This is a genomic window from Desulfotruncus arcticus DSM 17038, from assembly GCF_900113335.1.
Taxonomy (GTDB): domain Bacteria; phylum Bacillota; class Desulfotomaculia; order Desulfotomaculales; family Desulfallaceae; genus Desulfotruncus; species Desulfotruncus arcticus.
Genome location: NZ_FOOX01000020.1, coordinates 26,526 through 43,711, shown reverse-complemented (window position 1 = coordinate 43,711; position 17,186 = coordinate 26,526). Strand labels below are relative to the sequence as shown.

The 17,186-nt window shown below is 44.4% G+C and carries 26 protein-coding genes; all 26 read left to right on the top strand.

Features of this window, described 5'->3' with window-relative positions:
• Positions 1 to 65 precede the first annotated feature (65 nt).
• The 26 genes from BM056_RS21170 to BM056_RS21050 all read left to right on the top strand — a co-directional run bounded on the left by BM056_RS21170 (position 66) and on the right by BM056_RS21050 (position 16,941).
• The gene (locus BM056_RS21170; RefSeq protein ID WP_174549989.1) at positions 66 to 2,141 is read left to right on the top strand and encodes a Mu transposase C-terminal domain-containing protein; all 2,076 of its coding nucleotides are present in this window, start codon (positions 66 to 68) and stop codon (positions 2,139 to 2,141) included.
• A gap of 18 nt (positions 2,142 to 2,159) precedes the next feature.
• Complete coding sequence (locus tag BM056_RS21165; RefSeq protein ID WP_092474220.1) at positions 2,160 to 3,122, top strand: AAA family ATPase; 963 nt, start codon at positions 2,160 to 2,162, stop codon at positions 3,120 to 3,122.
• A gap of 11 nt (positions 3,123 to 3,133) precedes the next feature.
• A complete protein-coding gene (locus tag BM056_RS21160; RefSeq protein WP_092474218.1) occupies positions 3,134 to 3,343 on the top strand; it encodes a hypothetical protein in 210 nt (69 codons plus the stop codon).
• Between the two features lie 23 nt (positions 3,344 to 3,366).
• On the top strand, positions 3,367 to 3,501 hold the full coding sequence (locus BM056_RS27375; RefSeq protein ID WP_274377573.1) for a hypothetical protein: 135 nt from the start codon (positions 3,367 to 3,369) through the stop codon (positions 3,499 to 3,501).
• Between the two features lie 4 nt (positions 3,502 to 3,505).
• Entirely contained in the window at positions 3,506 to 3,760 is a 255-nt protein-coding gene (locus BM056_RS21155; protein ID WP_092474216.1) for an AbrB/MazE/SpoVT family DNA-binding domain-containing protein, read from the top strand.
• A gap of 2 nt (positions 3,761 to 3,762) precedes the next feature.
• The gene (locus tag BM056_RS21150) at positions 3,763 to 4,395 is read left to right on the top strand and encodes an ABC transporter permease (RefSeq protein ID WP_092474214.1); all 633 of its coding nucleotides are present in this window, start codon (positions 3,763 to 3,765) and stop codon (positions 4,393 to 4,395) included.
• Between the two features lie 6 nt (positions 4,396 to 4,401).
• The gene (locus tag BM056_RS21145) at positions 4,402 to 4,812 is read left to right on the top strand and encodes a phage protein GemA/Gp16 family protein (protein ID WP_092474212.1); all 411 of its coding nucleotides are present in this window, start codon (positions 4,402 to 4,404) and stop codon (positions 4,810 to 4,812) included.
• A complete protein-coding gene (locus tag BM056_RS21140) occupies positions 4,796 to 5,152 on the top strand; it encodes a hypothetical protein (protein WP_092474210.1) in 357 nt (118 codons plus the stop codon). The genes BM056_RS21145 and BM056_RS21140 overlap by 17 nt, the downstream gene beginning before the upstream one ends.
• Positions 5,046 to 5,891 carry an ATP-binding protein gene (locus tag BM056_RS21135; RefSeq protein ID WP_092474208.1) on the top strand — a complete coding sequence of 282 codons (846 nt, stop codon included), beginning with the start codon at positions 5,046 to 5,048 and terminating at the stop codon, positions 5,889 to 5,891. The genes BM056_RS21140 and BM056_RS21135 overlap by 107 nt, the downstream gene beginning before the upstream one ends.
• Positions 5,891 to 6,130: a hypothetical protein gene (locus tag BM056_RS21130; RefSeq protein ID WP_092474206.1), complete on the top strand. Its 240-nt coding sequence runs from the start codon at positions 5,891 to 5,893 to the stop codon at positions 6,128 to 6,130. The genes BM056_RS21135 and BM056_RS21130 overlap by 1 nt, the downstream gene beginning before the upstream one ends.
• A 42-nt stretch (positions 6,131 to 6,172) precedes the next feature.
• Positions 6,173 to 6,409: a hypothetical protein gene (locus tag BM056_RS21125; protein WP_092474204.1), complete on the top strand. Its 237-nt coding sequence runs from the start codon at positions 6,173 to 6,175 to the stop codon at positions 6,407 to 6,409.
• 61 nt (positions 6,410 to 6,470) lie between these two features.
• Positions 6,471 to 6,998 carry a phiTE_072 family protein gene (locus BM056_RS21120; RefSeq protein ID WP_092474202.1) on the top strand — a complete coding sequence of 176 codons (528 nt, stop codon included), beginning with the start codon at positions 6,471 to 6,473 and terminating at the stop codon, positions 6,996 to 6,998.
• 42 nt (positions 6,999 to 7,040) lie between these two features.
• Positions 7,041 to 7,457, top strand: a complete 417-nt coding sequence (locus tag BM056_RS21115) for a hypothetical protein (protein WP_092474200.1) — start codon at positions 7,041 to 7,043, stop codon at positions 7,455 to 7,457.
• Positions 7,458 to 7,465: 8 nt separating this feature from the next.
• Entirely contained in the window at positions 7,466 to 7,879 is a 414-nt protein-coding gene (locus BM056_RS21110; RefSeq protein ID WP_165613645.1) for a hypothetical protein, read from the top strand.
• A gap of 4 nt (positions 7,880 to 7,883) precedes the next feature.
• Positions 7,884 to 8,684 carry a glycoside hydrolase domain-containing protein gene (locus tag BM056_RS21105; RefSeq protein WP_092474369.1) on the top strand — a complete coding sequence of 267 codons (801 nt, stop codon included), beginning with the start codon at positions 7,884 to 7,886 and terminating at the stop codon, positions 8,682 to 8,684.
• 66 nt (positions 8,685 to 8,750) lie between these two features.
• Positions 8,751 to 9,080 carry a Mor transcription activator family protein gene (locus tag BM056_RS21100; RefSeq protein WP_238456596.1) on the top strand — a complete coding sequence of 110 codons (330 nt, stop codon included), beginning with the start codon at positions 8,751 to 8,753 and terminating at the stop codon, positions 9,078 to 9,080.
• A gap of 118 nt (positions 9,081 to 9,198) precedes the next feature.
• Complete coding sequence (locus tag BM056_RS21095; protein ID WP_092474196.1) at positions 9,199 to 9,624, top strand: guanylate kinase; 426 nt, start codon at positions 9,199 to 9,201, stop codon at positions 9,622 to 9,624.
• Complete coding sequence (locus BM056_RS21090; protein ID WP_092474194.1) at positions 9,625 to 9,921, top strand: hypothetical protein; 297 nt, start codon at positions 9,625 to 9,627, stop codon at positions 9,919 to 9,921. It begins immediately after the preceding gene.
• Complete coding sequence (locus BM056_RS21085; protein WP_337833535.1) at positions 9,914 to 10,228, top strand: hypothetical protein; 315 nt, start codon at positions 9,914 to 9,916, stop codon at positions 10,226 to 10,228. Before BM056_RS21090 ends, BM056_RS21085 begins: the two co-directional genes overlap by 8 nt.
• Positions 10,228 to 10,797 (top strand): phage protein Gp27 family protein, encoded by a 570-nt coding sequence (locus BM056_RS21080; RefSeq protein WP_092474192.1) that lies wholly within the window; start codon positions 10,228 to 10,230, stop codon positions 10,795 to 10,797. The genes BM056_RS21085 and BM056_RS21080 overlap by 1 nt, the downstream gene beginning before the upstream one ends.
• Positions 10,794 to 11,288: an antiterminator LoaP gene (gene loaP, locus BM056_RS21075; protein ID WP_092474190.1), complete on the top strand. Its 495-nt coding sequence runs from the start codon at positions 10,794 to 10,796 to the stop codon at positions 11,286 to 11,288. Before BM056_RS21080 ends, loaP begins: the two co-directional genes overlap by 4 nt.
• Positions 11,289 to 11,406: 118 nt before the next feature.
• Positions 11,407 to 13,146, top strand: a complete 1,740-nt coding sequence (terL, locus tag BM056_RS21070; RefSeq protein WP_238456587.1) for a phage terminase large subunit — start codon at positions 11,407 to 11,409, stop codon at positions 13,144 to 13,146.
• Between the two features lie 6 nt (positions 13,147 to 13,152).
• Positions 13,153 to 14,691, top strand: a complete 1,539-nt coding sequence (locus tag BM056_RS21065; RefSeq protein WP_092474189.1) for a phage portal protein — start codon at positions 13,153 to 13,155, stop codon at positions 14,689 to 14,691.
• Entirely contained in the window at positions 14,691 to 16,307 is a 1,617-nt protein-coding gene (locus BM056_RS21060) for a hypothetical protein (RefSeq protein ID WP_092474187.1), read from the top strand. The genes BM056_RS21065 and BM056_RS21060 overlap by 1 nt, the downstream gene beginning before the upstream one ends.
• A complete protein-coding gene (locus tag BM056_RS21055; protein ID WP_092474185.1) occupies positions 16,291 to 16,524 on the top strand; it encodes a hypothetical protein in 234 nt (77 codons plus the stop codon). Before BM056_RS21060 ends, BM056_RS21055 begins: the two co-directional genes overlap by 17 nt.
• Before the next feature lie 69 nt (positions 16,525 to 16,593).
• Complete coding sequence (locus BM056_RS21050) at positions 16,594 to 16,941, top strand: hypothetical protein (protein WP_092474183.1); 348 nt, start codon at positions 16,594 to 16,596, stop codon at positions 16,939 to 16,941.
• Positions 16,942 to 17,186: the final 245 nt, after the last annotated feature.

Sequence of the window (17,186 nt, the reverse complement as noted above, 5' to 3'; positions counted from 1 at the left end):
ACAGGGAACCTGTTCGGTTACATTGTACTACGGATACCCTCCTTGCGTAAAGGAGACGGAGGATTTTGGCAGATGCTTATATCACGCTGGAAGAGGCTGCGGAATACGAGGGTATCAAGTATAACACCCTAATTCAACGCATGAAGCGCAATCCCGAAGCCTTTAAGACCAAAACAGAGCCAGCCGTAAACGGCGGCAAAGAGCGGGTTCTGGTTGCCGTATCCTCCCTTTCGAAAAAAGCGCGAAGGGCGCATAAGGAAGCCCAAAGCATTGAAGGGGGGGATGTTGTGGTTGATAAACGGATAACGAACAGCATGCCATGGTATGTCGATGTGGAATTAAACTGGTACGTCGAAAACCATGGCGGCCAGTATTACAAGGCGGTGGAATTCACCAAGACCGTTCAGGAGTTTCTGAATTACGCCGGTGATAACCGCACCGAGTTTGCCCAGGAGTTCGCTGATTTAAAAGGGATAAGCCTACGAACCTTATACCGGCAGGCGGAAAACTACCTGGAGGCAAGCGCCTGGGCCGTGAAGTTAAACAAGGAAGACGGTAAAAATTATGATTTTTTCAAGGTTTTAGCCTTGTGCCGGAAGCCTAAACAGCGATTCACCTTTCCTTCACTGACTGATAGAGCAAGGGCTTTCATTGAAAATCTGTGGTTTGATAAGGAATTTGCTGCCAATAACAGCACTGTTGAGATGCTTTACGAAAAGATGGAGGAAGTCGCTGGAAAGAATGGTTGGCCTTACCCCTCCTACCAGACGGTGGCCAGGTATGTAAACTATCTGATGGAGGAAAAACGGGGCAAAAATGCCCATTTCTTAGCGGCTAGAGGCGCCAGGGAATACCGGAATAAAGTTATGGTCAAGGCTTCCCGTGATTCTAAATCCCTGCCGGTGATGGGGCTTGTCCAAGGCGATGTTCATACCTTTGACGATTGGGTGAAGTATACACACCCTAATGGGAAGGTAACAGCCATCAAGCCCAACCTGGTGGCCTGGGTAGATATTAGAAGCAGGGCCATTCCCAGCAGTGTAATGTGCTTACACGCCAACGCTGAAATCATGAAGCAGTCCATTCTAAAGATGATCTACAACGAAATTGGCGGTAAACCGTGCGGGGTTCCTCAATGGATCAACATCGACAACGGGAAGGAATACACCGCCGAAACCCTAACGGGCCGCAAACGCAAATATCGGGTCAGCTTCGATAGTGAGACGGTAGGCTTTTACAAAAGCGTTGGCATCCAGGATGATATTCGAAGCCTGCCTTATCAGCCATGGAGCAAGGCATATATCGAACGTTTTTTCGGCATAGTGTGCAGTGAGTTTAGTAAATGGTTGGCCAGTTACACCGGAACGCTAACCGGCTCGCGCACCGCGGGTAAAGTCAGAAAAGATATTAAGGGAATGCTGGAGCGGGATGAGCTGCTAACACTGGAAGAATTTTATGAACTGTGGCAGAAGTGGCTCAATGAGAAGTATCACCAGAAGGACCACAAAGGCTTAAAAAAGGCAAAAGAACAATGGAGAAAGCCTGCCGAGTTGTTCGCTAATGCCGAAGAGCGCTATTATAAGCCGGCGCCGCCTAGGTCATACGCCAGTATGTTGATGATGAGGGCCGACCGGGTCCATGTTTATAACACCGGAATCCATAAGTTTGGTTATGAGTACCGGGCGGACGAGTTATGTGACTACATCGGCGACAAAGTAGATATTCGTTGGGACCAGGAAGATGTGACTAGGTTGTATGTTTACACCTTAGACGGCAAAAAAATCTGCGAGGCTTTAAGTCAGGATCTGCTCTTAATTGCTCCAAAGGTACCTCAAAAGGCTTTGGAAGAGCACATGAAGGCCCAGCACAGGCAGCTTAAGCGGGACAGAGAACGCATCAAGGAATACACTACCCCATTTGAACAGCGCATCAACCAGCATGTCAACGGGCCAAGTGATACGGTGGGCGGTTTTGTCATTAAGAAGCAAGGCAAAAAACCGGTTGACAATGTGGTTGCCCTGCCGGAAGATAAGCAGTTTAAGGATGAGGTTAGGAATAAGAAGCATAATGACCAGTTAGACAATGAATTTTATCGAAAAAAAGCGGAGAAAGCATTGGCTGTGCTCCGTAAACTGGGATAAAAACGGAGGGATAAATAAATGGAAGCTGCTGCAAAGATTTATTCCATTGCGCCGCAGGATGTGGCCAGAATGGCTAAGGATTTTATGGAGAAAAGCGGATTGACCATTACGGAAGTGGCCAGAGAAATAAATTACCATAGAACAGCACTTTCAAGGTACTTAAATGGCAAGTATGAAAGCGATACCACCGATATTCAGGCAAAACTTACTCAGTTTCTTCGGGAGCGCGGTAAGGTCGTTACACCTATAACCCAAGCGCCAAAGTTGCAAAAACCAGAGTTTTTTGAAAGCCGGGATGCCTCCGGCATCATCGCTGTATGTAGCACCTGCCAGGACTTTACCGGACTTGGTGTTGTGGTTGGAAAATCTGGCTACGGCAAGAGCCGCACTCTGGAATATTACACTAAGATGCCTCGAGTTGCCTATGTGGAATGTGACGATATTATGAGTTGTCGCGATATGGTAGAGGCAATTGAGAAGGCATTGGGCATCCCTTCCGGGTACGGCACCATTTGGAAGCGGGTAAACGGTATTAAGGAGTTTTTTAACTTTAATAAAGGCTATTTGTTGATTATAGATGAGGCGGATAAGCTAATCAGCAAGTACACCCAAAAGAAAATGGAAATATTGCGCTCTATATTTGATCAGTCGGATGTAGGCTTGGTCGTAGCCGGTGAGCCAAAGCTGGAGTCACAAGTTAAAGGGTACTTGGCACGGTTTGCCAACCGGGTGGACAACTATTACTCCCTACAAGGGCTGACCAAAAAAGAAGTTATGGAGTACCTGGAGCCCTTCCCGTTTACGGATGAGGCGTTGCAGGAAATGATCAAAAGGGCGACCAACAGCCAAACCGGTTGTTTCAGGCTGATGGACAGGACACTGAATAATATCATCCGGCTGATGGATGGCCAGGACGGTGAAGGTATAACGGAGATCACCCTGGATACTATCGCCAAAGCAAGCAATATGATGATGCTTTAGGGGGCACGGTTATGAAGAAAGTCCATGAATCGATCTGTAAGGCGGTTAACGATGTGATCACGATGCCCCGGGAATTAAATGATTTGGCCCGGGAAAAGACGGCTGAGGGGTACCAGGTAGAGCGCGGCGTGGCCGGTACGGTGATAGTTAAATTGGATGACGGTGAGATTCATTTTGTACCGGCGGCCGGATGCATTAAGATGATTGCATTTGCTTATTAAAAATACGGAAGGTGGTGCTATTTATGGCAATGGCAGCAGTGGAGTGTGTCTTGGACAATATTAGCATTTGTGAGTTGGACAGTCTTTACCGGGAAGCTGGTCTGGTGATGCTGTGCGAGGATGGTCATGCAGTTAAAACTTTTAAAGAGGAGGAGTAAGCGATTGGAGCAGTTTAACAAAAAGCTTAGTAAAAGCGGCTCTATCACGCTACCAGCAGCCATGCGCCGCAGCAGTTTTGGTATTGATAGCGGAGAACGGTTTCGTATTAGCGTCAACAACGAGGGAAGTATTGTTTTAAAGCGTATTCAAGGTGAATGTGTTTTCTGTAAGTCTGATGTTGATCTTATCGCTCACGCAGGACGGTTTGTTTGCTCGGGCTGCTTGCGGATGATGAACGAGAAAACCAGGGAGGGTTAGACATGCAAGAGGAATTATTCAGCTTGGTTGATGAGGCCATTTCCTTGGAAAAGAAAATGAAAAAGGATAAAAAGACCTTAGATCAGTTAAAAGCCAAACTTACCAATGCGGCTTATGAGGAAATGGATAATAAAAACCTGAAGTTTATGCAAATTTTCGGGCTATATGGTAGTTTTAACGTGGTTCATAAGGAAAAGCTTGATATTGATAACTTTAATCGGCTGGTCGAAGTGTTAGGGGAAATCGCAAAAGCTAAGATCACACGTAAAGAAGAAATCAAATATGAAACGGAATCAAGATTTAAAGAAGCTTTAATTGCCCTTTGCAATGATGATTACAGCGATGAAATATCTATCGAACAAGTACTGGAAGTCCTAGAATTGGATGATAAAGCAATTAAGGCAGTCAAAAAGAAGTTGAAAGGCGATTACTTAAGAGACAAAAAGGTGCTTGAAAGTGTTGGTGTGTTGGGAGATTGTGAAGAAGAGTTGCACTATATCAGGTTATATAAAAACTTTGAGCTGGTGGATCGGTTCTTCGGAGAGCTTACTGACGAACAAATAGCGCAAATTAAAAAAGCTGTTTTCATCGAAGCTGGTATCAGTGTCGGATTGGAATACGAAGGACGAAGGTGATGCCCCATGAAAATAAGCTATGATCAAATTAAGAAGATATTTGCCCTGGCAAGAGAAGCCGGTCTTGATAATGAGGTGCTTCATGAGCTGGTCACTGCGGTGACCGGCTCTGAAAGCATTAAGGCCCTAACTAAGAGACAGGGCATCAGGGTGATTGACCGGCTAAATCAGATACTTGGCCACACCACTACCGCTGACAGAGCAACCGGTAAGCAAGTGTGGCAAATTAATAAGCTGGCTGAGGAGTTGGGCTGGAAAGATAACCCCAGGCGGCTGCGCGGTTTTTTGGAGAACAGGCAGGGGGTCAGTCATCCAAGATATTTAAAATTTAGTCAGGCCAGTGATGTAATTGAAGCTTTAAAGGCTATGAAAAAGCGCATGCAAAGGGAGGCAGCCGGCAGTGGAAAAACTCCTTGAAAGATATACGCCAGATCAGCAGAAAACTATCGCTGATTATTGGGATACTATCCGCTTCACCAGAAGGAGCAATAGAGTATCCGTTGGTATCAAGCAAAAGGAGCTGGAATACTGGGCTAAGTTTGACCCGGAAGTAGTGATTAAAGCCTTAAAAATTCACATTGAGAAATACCCCCATATAAGAGAGAATTACACTCGTGGCATTTTGAGAAATCTGAGAGGTGGTTCAGTCCATGGAGGGGATCACGATTCAAGAAAAACTGCTGAAGCGGCAAAGCCGTCCGGTAAGCGTGACTCAAGAGCCGAAGAAGCCTTTAAACGGAGACTCTCCGGAATATGAGTGCGACCTGTGCCAGGATAATGGTGTAATCGACGACCCAGGCCTGAATGTAGCCTATCCCTGCAAGTGTATGGAGCGAAGAAAACTGCAAAAGCTTCTAAAATCCTGCAATATCAGCGATGAATTCATCCACAAGAATTTTGACAACTTCGACATTAATGATACGGATCGCCGAGTGGTTAATGCGTATAGCATCGCCAGGGAGTATTCAAAGGGATTAGTAGCCAGGGTGAAACGTGGCGAAAGCCTGCAAGGGTCCCCTTGGATGGGACTATTGGGCACCTCTGGTTGCGGTAAGACTCACCTGGCCACTGCTGCCGTCCTTCCCCTTATTGAGTTGGGAATTTGCCCGATGTTCTTTAACTGGGTCCAAAGTTTTTCTGAATGGCTGTCCTATTACAATAAGCCAGACGAAGCATACAAGGTAGACGAAATCAGGCAAAAGCTTTATACTTGCGATCTTTTAATTATTGATGATGTGTGCAAGGAAAGCCAGAAAGATACATGGATTAAAGAGTTTTACGGGATTGTAGATTACCGGTACCGGAAGCAGCTCCCTATCATCTACACCAGCGAATACTTTCACCAATTGATTGGTTTTCTCTCCAAGGCTACGGCTGGCAGGCTCTTTGAAAAGACCAGGAATCAGCATACGGGCAAGATGTACCTGGGCAAAATGCTCCTCCGTGAGGATGAAGACCCACTGGCCCTGGATTACCGGTTTAAGGGGATATTGTAATGAGCGCTGCAATTGATATTTACAATGACAACAATGGTACGGTCTACATAGCCGGTGAAGTAAGGCGTCAGATATTTTGGATCTGCGAGGCTTTAGGTAAAGACCGAAGGCAAATTCGATATAACCAGGACTTAAAATGTCATGTGCTGGTGCTGAGTAGTGATGCTGATAAGAAGGTTTTTAAAAAGTTCCTTTCTCAAAATAAGTGGCAAAAGAAGCGTGGAAAACGACACAATTGATGCTCTGCGTAGTAGCTAAAAGAATGCGAAGGAGGAAAATGTATGAAATTAGACGTTGTCAAAAAGCTTTTTGTTGAAAAAGACACCAATCAGGGCGACGAAATGGATGATAATTTTGAATTAGGTCCCTATGATTCGGCAGACATTTGGACAAAAGATGGCAGTTGTCATGCGGCAGAGATTTATGAAATACTTGACGATAAAATTGTTATTGCGGATGAGGATGGCAATATTACTAACATACTTTTGACAGAGATTGAAGATATACAGGAAGCTTAGTTCACAGTACAACCAGGGAACGGCAGGAGCTAAAAAGTGTGAAACAAAGGAGGATTAAGATTTGAGCGATATTAAGTTCTGGCGATATTCACTGCCACCTATTGACAGCATCGAAGGTTGGGGAATATTCCTCCTAGACTCCACTGGGATGTTTGCGGCAGTAACCGATTATGGCAATTATGCCTTTAAGTGGACACATCACGGCTGTAAGGACTTCCGGGAATTTTTCATCGACATTAAACATGGTTCAGATAACGAGTATTACATTAAAAAGCTTTTTCAAGGACAAGAAAAGGAGTTTGATGGAGAAAACACCATTAAGTCAATTAAAGAACATATCCTGTACTACCGCCGCGACGGTTCTTACTCAAAGGAATTTGCCAGAGAAGAATGGGACCTGATAAAGGAATATGAACATAATTTTATATCGGTAATAGATTTCACTCGCTGGCACGACGAGACGAAAATTGATGAAGCCCACGAATTTGCCTGCTACGATTATCCTTCCGACATCAAGGCGTTTGGGCAAAAGTTACTGCCCAGGTTGGCAGATGTGTTGCGGGAGGAATTGCAGAAGGAAGCGGCTTAGTGAACATTTCAACCAAAAACATTTAAAAAAGGGACGTGAATTATGCGCGAACAAATGGTACCGCTGGAATTAATAGAACGTGCCCTTGGTGTGAAACTCTATCCATGGCAAGTTGACTTCATTTTTCATGGAAAGGATTATCCATTATATATATGCCCGTGTGTAGTTTTCGGTAGTGGAAATTTTGAGGGTGCCAGGTTGAGTCATAACCATGACGGAAAATGTTACATCGAGGGGCGCGGAACCGGTCACACTTTTGCTTTTTGCATAAAACTTGCTCTGTTCCAGGGTAACCCGTTAGACATTAGAAGGCCGGAAAATTTTAGTGACTATGGCGACGGAAGTATACGTTATGCCAGGGGATACTTTAGACACATGTTTTACTATGATGTGTGGTTTCCTCTGAAGAAAGCAGGAGTTCCCGTAAGAGAGTTGATTGGAATTAACCAGTTCAAGTAAATAAGGATGTGGTTAAATTGACTAATGAAGATTGGAAAGAAGTTGAACAACAATTGCAATCTATATTTAGTCACGTTGAGCTGAAATGTGATGGGTATAAGGTTGCACTTGTTTTGAAAAGACTCAGTCAAATGAAGAATGGGATAATAGTATATGTAAATGGTATATTTGAGTATAAATGGTTATTGGATGATTGCGAAGAGAGGCGGCGCTTTTGTTGCCCAGTGAAAAAATCAGTTTATAATCAAAAACATAAGGCTGCAATGAAAAAAATATCAAAGCGTTTGCGCGGTCTTCAAGATCCTGAAGCTAAATATACTTACTATCTACCATATTGGTCATCGTTTAGGTCATTAAAAAGCCATTTAATCAAGAACAATAGCTCCATTGAATTAATAAGAGAGAAAAAGGACGGTGAATAATAATATGAAAGGTATTGATTGCGCCACGCCGCTAACTGTTGAAACAGCAAAGACAATAGCAGCCACCGGGATGAAGTTTATTTGCCGTTATTTAGTGCCTAATACTCCGTCAATGGCATGGAAGCGTCTTACTAAACAGGAGGCTGAAGCTATTACCACTGCCGGATTAAATATAATAAGCGTGTTTGAAACATCAGCAAACCGGTCTACTGGTGGTGCAGCCGCTGGAAAAGCTGACGGGGCACTAGCACTCAAAGAGGCCTTGGAGATTGGTCAGCCCAAAGGCACAGTTATTTATTTTGCAGTGGATTATGATGCTCAACCAAAAGACTATTCAGTAATTGAACAATATCTAGGTGCAGCTGCCAGCGTTTTAGTTGATTATAATATTGGTGTTTATGGCTCATTTAACGTGGTTGAGGAGATGGCCAGACGTGGTGTAGTTAATAACTTTTGGCAAACTTACGCTTGGTCACAGGGCAAAAAAAGCCAATATGTAAACATATATCAATATAAAAACGATCAAGCTTTAGCGGGAATTAATGTGGATTTTAACGAGTCTTACGGAAATGAAGGATGGTGGAACACAAAATTTAAGGAGGAGATTTTGTCAATGTTCAAGGATATTATAGGACACTATGCCGCTGGTGACATTGAGTGGTTAGCTAAAGAAGGACTTGTTTCAGGTTATAAAGATAATAAATTTTATCCTGATAAGCCAACTACAAGAGCGGAAAGTGCAGTATTTATGCGACGTACCATTGAGTATGTGCTGAATAAAGTTGGGGTTAGTACGCAGAAATAGTGTCAATTAAAAACAAGGCATTTCCTTTAAACCTTTTTCGGCATATAATAGGGGGTGATCCTGTTGGTGCTAGAAAGTTGGATAAATGATCTGACTCTGGATATGATTCCTGATTCTTATAGAGAGCTGGCTGAGATAATCGGAATTGAGAATTTTATTAAGCTGGCTAAGATATTAGGTGGTAAAACGATTTATATACCAAAAGCAGATACATTTTTAAGGCCGGCCAGGGATATTAACATTAAAAAGGAGTTTAATGGTTATAATCATGCCGAACTTGCCAAAAAATATAATTTAAGTGAGCGCTGGATAGTTGAAATATGTGGTCCAGCTAATGACGGTCAATTAACTCTCTTGGATTTCGGGTTTGGTTTAGATGAACAAGATGCTTCATAAGAGTTAATTCTTAGAAGTGCTTGGAATATAAACTTACGGCCAAAATTAGTAGAATACCGGTATAGGCAAAAGCCTTGCCGGTATTTTTTTATTTTATAAAGAAAGGAGGTGGACCATAGTGGAAGGGTTAGTGCAGGATTTTTTGTACAATTTGTCTTTGGCAGTATTAACTTTACTTGCTTCGATCGCTATCTATGGCATTAAAAAAATGACAGATAAATTGGTTGCCGAGACCAACAAAATCGATAGCGAAGAAGAGCGCGGGCTCATCCATGATGCTATTTTTAGACTGGATGATGTAGCTGAAAAGACTGTTAAGAAAATTGAACAAACCGTGGCTAAGGAGATGCGGCAGGCTGTTAAAGACGGCGTCAAGAGTAAGGAAGATTTGATCGAACTATCAAAAGTTGCATTTAATGAAATTAAGAAGACTATGGAGCCTGAGTATGTAAATGCTTTGAAAGCTACCCTGGGCGACGTTGACGCATACATTAGGAACACCATTGAAGCCAAGGTGCTGGAAATCAAGGAAGGTGCTATCTAAATGGACTTTGGCTGGATGATGCAAACGGCCACAATGATTGGAATAGGCATAATTGGTTATTTTTTAAAAACCACTATGAATGACCTGAAAATCAGAATGAAGGAGAACGAGAATCGGGTTCAGGATGTGGAGGATAAATTAAATAACCTAAAAAGTGACCTGCCTTTTATCTATACCACCAGGGAAGATCATGCAGCTGCCATGAATGCGGTTGACCGGAAAATAACCGGTATGGATAAAAAGCTGGATAAGCTGCTGGAATATCTAACAATTGAAAGGGGTGGTAGGCGTGATTGAAGGCGGACAGCAGATGGCTGCTAAGAACGCCGCAGTTAGAGGCTATATTATCCGGTCACTTGTAAAAGGACATAACAATAGCCTGCTATGTCGCCAATTGGTAAATGTCATGCTAAGGGATGGAATAATTATCTCCCCCGACATTTCTGTGTATTTAAACTATCTGGAGAAAAGGGGCTATATTGAGTACACCAACGATAAGGTGACCTCTTACACTGCTTATTTAAACGATGCCATGATCAGGCTAACCCCGGAGGGAGAATTACTGGTTGAGGGCCACAAAGATGATCCGGGAGTTGACATCTAGTGGGTGAGCAAAGGCAACGGACAAGAACAAGGTCTAAAGTGGATGAGCTGCCGGAAGAGCTGAAATTAAAAGTTGAGGCTATGCTTCTGGATACCAATAATACGTACAATGATATATCCGAGCACCTAAAGTCCGAAGGGTATGACATCTCCAAAAGCGCTATCGGCAGATATGCGCTGCGAACCAATCACGCTACCCAAAGGCTGCTGGAGGCCCAGGAACAAACCAGGATGTTGATTGAGGCAATTAAGAAAAATCCCGATGCCGACTATACCGAAGGGGCGCTGCAGATCATGAGCGGTGAGCTAACCAAGAAGTTGGCCCAGGCCCAAGAGGAATGGGATGAGATGCCCCTGGATAAGGCGGCCCGGGTAATGGTGGCTCTGTCGAGGACTAAGGTTTATAAGGATAGAATTAGGGCCGACCTGGCTCAGGAAGCTAAAATTGCCCTGGCGGAATTTAAGAAGGAAGTTTATGCAGAGCTTGAAGGAGTGGAGCCTGAATTGTGTGAAAGGCTGATCCAGGTAGCCAACAGAGTGGCTGAAAGATTGGAAGCTGAAGAATCATGAAATGGTATGTGCTCCACGTCATGACTGGGGAAGAAACCACTATCAAGGAGAAGCTGCTTCTGGATCTACCCGGCATAAATGCCCTGGCGCCCAGGCAAAAAGTTATTGAACGACACAAGGGTACTTTTAGGGAAGTCGTCAGAATTCTTTTCCCATCGTATGTTTTTGTGCAAATGGATCTGGATGAAAAGAATTATTATGCGGCCAGGCGAATAGCAGGTGTCATCAATTTTTTAGCTCACCACAGACCCATTCCAGTGCCTGATGATCAAATGGCTAATGTTTTGTGGTTGTGTAAGGATGATGAATTGGTTGGATTGTCCACCCTGGAAATCGGCGAATCAATTAAAGTTATTAACGGCCCGCTTACGGGCATGGAAGGCTATATTGTAAAGATTGATAAGCGCAAAAGAAGAGCAAAGGTCAGGTTAACGCTCTTTCAGAAAGAAATGGAGGTTAACCTCGGGATTGAGTTTATTCAGGCATCGTAAGTAAAGCGGCACCTGTTTCGGCGGTGACGTGGCGCTACGAGAACAAACGAAGTAAAGTGCTGCACTTTGAAGGAAAGTGTTGGATGGCGAAGCTATGCCCGGGGATGGAGGTGGTCAAGTGAGCATTTTAAAAGACATCAGGGAACGAAACCTGGAAGTGCACCAGGGGGTGGAAGAGCTAAAAATGCTCATGGAGAAATACCTGCAGAGGGACTCTTCGCCCGAGCGTTTGAAGCTTTTGCAAGACTACCGGGATGGAAAGCCCCTGACCGGCAAACACGGGATAAGAAAAAAGCTTGGGGCTATCGATCTGGAGTATTTCGGGAAAGCATATTTCCCCCACTACTTCAGCCGCCAAACTCCTGATTTTCACAGGGAACTGGATGCCATATGGCAAGATGGTGTTTTAAAAAACCAGTCTGCTATTCTCAAAAATATTGGCAAAAAAATAAGCAAACTGCCGGGATGCAAACGCGCAATTGCGGCACCACGTGGGCACGCCAAGTCCACAAACGTTACATTTAAAGATACCACCCATGCAGTTCTTTACGAATATAAACACTACATTGTGATTATCTCCGATTCCTCTGAGCAAGCTGAGGGCTTCCTTGAAAGCATCCGGGAGGAGCTGGAGGAAAACGAGGCCATTCGTGAAGACTTTGGCGACCTGGTGGGAAAGGTTTGGCGTAATAACGTATTACTCACCTCCGCTGATATCAAGGTTGAGGCTATAGGTTCAGGGAAAAAAATCAGGGGCCGGAAACATCGTAACTGGCGTCCTGATTTAATTGTTCTTGATGATATTGAGAATGATGAAAACGTCAATACACCTGAACAAAGAAAAAAGCTGAACAATTGGTATTTCAAAGCGGTAAGCAAGGCCGGCGACAGTTACACAGATTTTATTTATATAGGTACCTTACTTCATTATGACAGCTTGTTGGCTAAGATATTAAATAACCCGGGATACAGGACCGTTAAGTATAAAGCTGTTCTTTCTTTCGCCCAACGGCAAGACCTTTGGGATCAATGGGAAGAGATTTATATTGATCTTTCCAATGAGAACCATGAAGAAGACGCACGGTCCTTTTTTATGTCCAACCGTGATAAGATGCTTCAAGGAACCAAGGTGCTTTGGGAAGACAAGAATTCTTATTATAAGTTGATGGTGGACAAAGTAACTGAAGGTGAAGCATCATTCAACAGTGAGTATCAGAACGAGCCGATCAACCAGGATGATTGTTTGTTTCAAGAAGAATGGTTTGAATACTACAATGAAGCCGCTATTGATTTTAGGGAAAAACGGTACCGTTTCTTTGGTTTTGTGGACCCCTCCCTGGGGGGCAAAGGCAAGAAGAAAAAAAGCGACTTTTCCTGTATTATTACATTGGCCAGGGATATTCAGACAGGATATTTGTATGACCTGGATGCCGATATTGAGCGACGTCATCCGGATCAAATAATTGAGGATATTCTGGAAAAGGAACGCTGGCTGAAGCTAACATATGGTCGTGGTTATACCTTGTTCGGTTGTGAGACCAACCAGTTTCAGTGGTACCTAAAGGAAGTATTGGCTCGGCGCAGTGCTGAGGAAGGTATTTATCTGCCTATTGAAGAGATTAATCAAACAGGTGATAAATATGGCCGCATTCAAACTTTGCAGCCTGATATCAAGAACCGCTACATCAAATTTAATGCCAGGCATAAGCGACTTTTAGAACAATTGAAGTTCTTTCCCATGGCGTCGAATGACGACGGCCCTGACGCTCTGGAAGCCTGCCGCACTTTGGCAAGGACTAAGCAGCAGGTTGACCAAAGTCTTTTGGATGTGCTTAAAAAACTTCGGATATATAGGTGAGCTTAAATGAGAAAAACCGTTAATAAAGCTGCATGGTACAAAAGGGCTGCCGGTGAGATTTCCAAGCTGCGTAACGCTTTTAGTGTTTTTACCTCCTTTTGGGCTCTGCGGACCGGGTCATATTTTTCAGCCTATAAGCTTGATTCCAGCCGGGTTGATTATGCCCGGGCCAGGGCGCTGTATGACAATACTGACGATAAATATAAACTTGGCGCCGGCTTTTCCAAAGGTGTAATCAATACCACTGCCGGCTTTATGGGTGTGCCGAGATTTAAGTCTGAAGACGAAACGGCCCAGGAGGTACTGGATGATTTTTTCAGCAATAACACCTCGCGAATGATGCAGGTGCAGCGCAATGCCATGCGGGACGGTGACTGGTTTGTTTGGATCACCAGGGAGGAAAATCACGAGCAAGCTCTCTATCCCGAGCAAAAAGTAAGGCTGATATTTAATATGCTGCCGCCTGAACAAGTAGTGCAAATTATTAAGGACCCGCTTAATAATAACCAGGTTAAAGAATATGTGATCCAAGCGGCCTACGATTGGCTTGATGACCTTGATAATGCCAAAAGGGCCTTGGTGACGCAAAGGATTTCAGCCACCAGAAGAGTTATCGGGATATCAGGAGATATCCCGGCGGGCTTGGCGTCTTATATAGAGGAAGACAACCCCTGGGGCTTTATCCCTATTGTCCACTTCAAAAACGAAGGTGACGATACTAAAGAATTCGGTCAGAGTGACTTAGAGCCGATTGAGCCATTTTTAAAGGCTTACCATGATGTGTTGCTGCATGCACTGCAGGGTAGCAAGATGCATAGTACGCCAAGGTTGAAATTTACGATAAAGGACTTGGCCGGATTTCTGCGTAACAATTTTGGTATTAGCGACCCTTATGCTTTTGCCAGCCAGGGCGGCACCATCAGCTTGGATGGTCATGAGTTTTTTTTGTTTAGTGAAGATGAAGATGCCGAATTCATTGAGGTTAAAAGTGCTATCGGTGATACCACGGAGCTTTTGAAATTCCTATTCTACTGTATCGTGGACACATCGGAAACGCCTGAGTTTGCTTTTGGAGTGCATACTCCCAGCTCTTTAAGTTCGGTTAAAGAGCAAATGCCCATTCTGGTGCGTAAGATTGCCCGGAAGCGGGAACAGTTTACCGAGAGCTGGCAGCGGCTGGCCCGGATCGTGCTGGCCTTGACGGACTTGGCCGGTGATAAAAAGGCCGGCTCCTATGCCACGGTGTTAGAGTGGGACGAGGTTGATCCCAGGGATGAAAAAGAAGTGGTTGAGATCCTGAAAAATGTAACTGAAGCCCTGAAGACGGCTCTTGAAGCTGAGATTATGAGTGATGAGGCTGCTACTGAATTTTTGAAACAGTTTGTTAATACCATGAATGATTATATAAGCGATGATCCGGAAGTGCCCGGGGAACGGGAGCGGATTATGAAGACTAGGTTGCTGCGGCAGCGGCTGGAGGACAGCCAGTTCCTGGATGAGCAAAAAGCTCGGATCGACAGGGAGTTGGCCGGTGGTAATCAATAATGGCTGATGAAATCACCCAAACCAAGGATGTCTCCGGCGCCTATACCAGGTTTGCCCTGGAGGCCAGGAAAAAGTATATTGCCATCCGGGAGCGCCAGGACCCTGAGATAAGGAATAGGTATATTCGCCTGGCGGACAGGGTGGCCGCCAGGGTTAAGGATACGGCTAAGGCTAATCCTTTGACGCCGTTTAAGAAGTCCCACTTGCGAAACGTGGAGCAAATGCTGCTGGGTGAGGCGGATAAGCTGCGCGATGGGTTAAACTCCACCTTGCGCCGGGATATTCAGGATGCAGTGGAAGCCGGCGCAGGCATTTCATCCGGAATTACCATAAAGCTTCTGGAGGGCGGCGGGGTAAAGATTGATGATGATATTAGGTCATCTTTCTACCGGGTCAATAATCGGGCAGTTGAAGCCATGTGGCGCCAGCACACCAAAGGGCTGAAGCTATCCGACCGGATTTGGCAGCAGGGTGAAAAGTCACGGGAAGCGATCCAGAATATCCTGGAGGAGGCGGTAGCAACCGGCCAGAGTGCGATTGAGACAGCTAAACTGCTGCAGCAGTATGTGCGGAAAGATGCCGTAACTCTGGTGGAAGACTATCCTGATATGATGAAACGGCTGCAAAACAGGATACCCAAGGATATTTCATATGAGGCGCTGCGTTTGGCCAGAGCGGAGACCAGCAAGGCATACTGGAAGGGTGTTGTGGAATCAGGCCGTAATTCACCCAGCTACAAAGGTGTCAAATGGATTTTAAGCAGTTCCCATCCGATAGCTGATATCTGTGATGCTTACGCCGATCATGACGAAGGTCTTGGGCATGGTGTTTATGCGCCGGGCAGCGAGCCGGAATATCCTCATCCAAATTGTTTATGCACCATTGTTGCTGTACATGAGCAGCCGGAGGAGCTTTTGAAAAAACTTAAAAGCTGGCAACAACAAGGTCCGAGCGTTGAAACTGCCAGGATTGAAAGCTGGTTTCAGCGGGTACATAGACAGCCTGATGCTGAAGTTAAGGGATTGCCTATATATAACATGACACCTGATTATGATGATGCAGCGGACAGGGAAGTAATCAGCCAGGCGCTGGAAAAGCTGCCGGATAATCATATTGATATTTTGAAAGCGATGGGTGTCCAGGTTGCCACAGGATGGACTGAAGGTTGGTCCCGCTATGACAGGCTGGGTAAAATGTACTTGCTGACTAAAGATGTTGGGGTGGAAGACGTTTTACATGAGACCGGGCATGCCATAGAGGATTTCCTACAGGTTTACCATAAGAAGGAATTTATTGAGGTTTTGGAGAATGGTATACCGCTGGAAGAAATAACCCTTGCCAATTTTGTTACAGAGGTTGGCTTTCAAAAACCATTCTTGCGTTTGGAACATAGGGAAATTAATAAATTTATAAGTGTTTATCAATCCTGCCTGCTGGAAGAATTAGGGCTGATATATCAAAAAAGCGGAAAATGGTTCTTTAATCCTCGGAGTTTAAGAGAGTACTTTGCAGAAGGTTATAGGGAATACATTTTTAATCCGGAAAATTTAAAGGCAAGAGATATTTTGCTTTTTGAATTTATCAGGAGGCTGATGGGCGATGCGGGAGAAGCTTAATATGCCTGACGATGCGCTTAAGCGCTTTATGCAAGCCGGTACGTTTGAAGATTGTAAGGAAGTTTTAAAGGCAACTTTTCCGGGGTTGTACCCGGATATACAGTTTAACCAGCTTCCCGATGAGGTTAACCGGCATATGGTGGCGGTGATGAAACGAGGCGTCAGGAACTTATACGACCCGCCGGGAGATTTCCGGGGTTTTTCTCGTATTCCCTAAATGGTCTTAGCGGAGAAGATTACGGCATCTTTTGTAGGGGCGAATAACACATAAAGGTGTTGATTATAAATGGCGAATCCACTACCGAAAAGTATAATTGCTGCCCCGGGGCAATTACTACCAGTGGTTGAAAAATCACTTAGCGGTAAGCTTGGTTATTTTGACCGGAAAACAGGTGAAATTGGTATCGAGGTTGACCAACATCCGGTTGGTAAACATCATATCCTATTACACGAAATGCTGCATTTGGCTGCTGAAAAGGTTAAGCAGACGGGTTTGGTTAAACGTCAGCCCTCAGAGAGTTTTATTACTTATCTTACAGGAGCATTATTTCCAATGCTCGCTATGTCTGACCTATGGAATGGGGTGACTCCGAAAGAAGCATTTGAGTTTATCGGACATGTATCAAGTGAGTAATCAGTTGAAAGACTAAATAAAGGGGTAAGGGTAAAGTTTGAAATCAATTCTAAGGCCGTGATCACGCGTGATCACGGGGGTAAAAAGTTATTTAGGTGTAAACATACTACCTATATAAAAAAGGTGGCTTAAAACGGCTTTTAAGCGGCCAGTGAAATTTGTAACCAGCTCTTGTGTATGAGCCTAAAATTTAATCTGTAATAAGTTAATTGGGAGTAAGAGCCTTTTAAAGGGCTTTTATTTTT

Excerpts from the sequence above, each read along its gene's own strand:
- BM056_RS21105 (WP_092474369.1), top strand. The coding sequence starts at position 7,884 with ATGAAAGGTATTGATTGCGCCACGCCGCTAACTGTTGAAACAGCAAAG.
- loaP (WP_092474190.1), top strand. The coding sequence starts at position 10,794 with ATGAAATGGTATGTGCTCCACGTCATGACTGGGGAAGAAACCACTATC.
- BM056_RS21130 (WP_092474206.1), top strand. The coding sequence starts at position 5,891 with ATGAGCGCTGCAATTGATATTTACAATGACAACAATGGTACGGTCTAC.
- BM056_RS21135 (WP_092474208.1), top strand. The coding sequence starts at position 5,046 with ATGGAGGGGATCACGATTCAAGAAAAACTGCTGAAGCGGCAAAGCCGT.
- BM056_RS21165 (WP_092474220.1), top strand. The coding sequence starts at position 2,160 with ATGGAAGCTGCTGCAAAGATTTATTCCATTGCGCCGCAGGATGTGGCC.
- BM056_RS21150 (WP_092474214.1), top strand. The coding sequence starts at position 3,763 with ATGCAAGAGGAATTATTCAGCTTGGTTGATGAGGCCATTTCCTTGGAA.
- BM056_RS21060 (WP_092474187.1), top strand. The coding sequence starts at position 14,691 with ATGGCTGATGAAATCACCCAAACCAAGGATGTCTCCGGCGCCTATACC.
- BM056_RS21065 (WP_092474189.1), top strand. The coding sequence starts at position 13,153 with ATGAGAAAAACCGTTAATAAAGCTGCATGGTACAAAAGGGCTGCCGGT.
- BM056_RS21090 (WP_092474194.1), top strand. The coding sequence starts at position 9,625 with ATGGACTTTGGCTGGATGATGCAAACGGCCACAATGATTGGAATAGGC.
- BM056_RS21160 (WP_092474218.1), top strand. The coding sequence starts at position 3,134 with ATGAAGAAAGTCCATGAATCGATCTGTAAGGCGGTTAACGATGTGATC.
- BM056_RS21055 (WP_092474185.1), top strand. The coding sequence starts at position 16,291 with ATGCGGGAGAAGCTTAATATGCCTGACGATGCGCTTAAGCGCTTTATG.
- BM056_RS27375 (WP_274377573.1), top strand. The coding sequence starts at position 3,367 with ATGGCAATGGCAGCAGTGGAGTGTGTCTTGGACAATATTAGCATTTGT.
- BM056_RS21145 (WP_092474212.1), top strand. The coding sequence starts at position 4,402 with ATGAAAATAAGCTATGATCAAATTAAGAAGATATTTGCCCTGGCAAGA.
- BM056_RS21125 (WP_092474204.1), top strand. The coding sequence starts at position 6,173 with ATGAAATTAGACGTTGTCAAAAAGCTTTTTGTTGAAAAAGACACCAAT.
- BM056_RS21050 (WP_092474183.1), top strand. The coding sequence starts at position 16,594 with ATGGCGAATCCACTACCGAAAAGTATAATTGCTGCCCCGGGGCAATTA.
- BM056_RS21115 (WP_092474200.1), top strand. The coding sequence starts at position 7,041 with ATGCGCGAACAAATGGTACCGCTGGAATTAATAGAACGTGCCCTTGGT.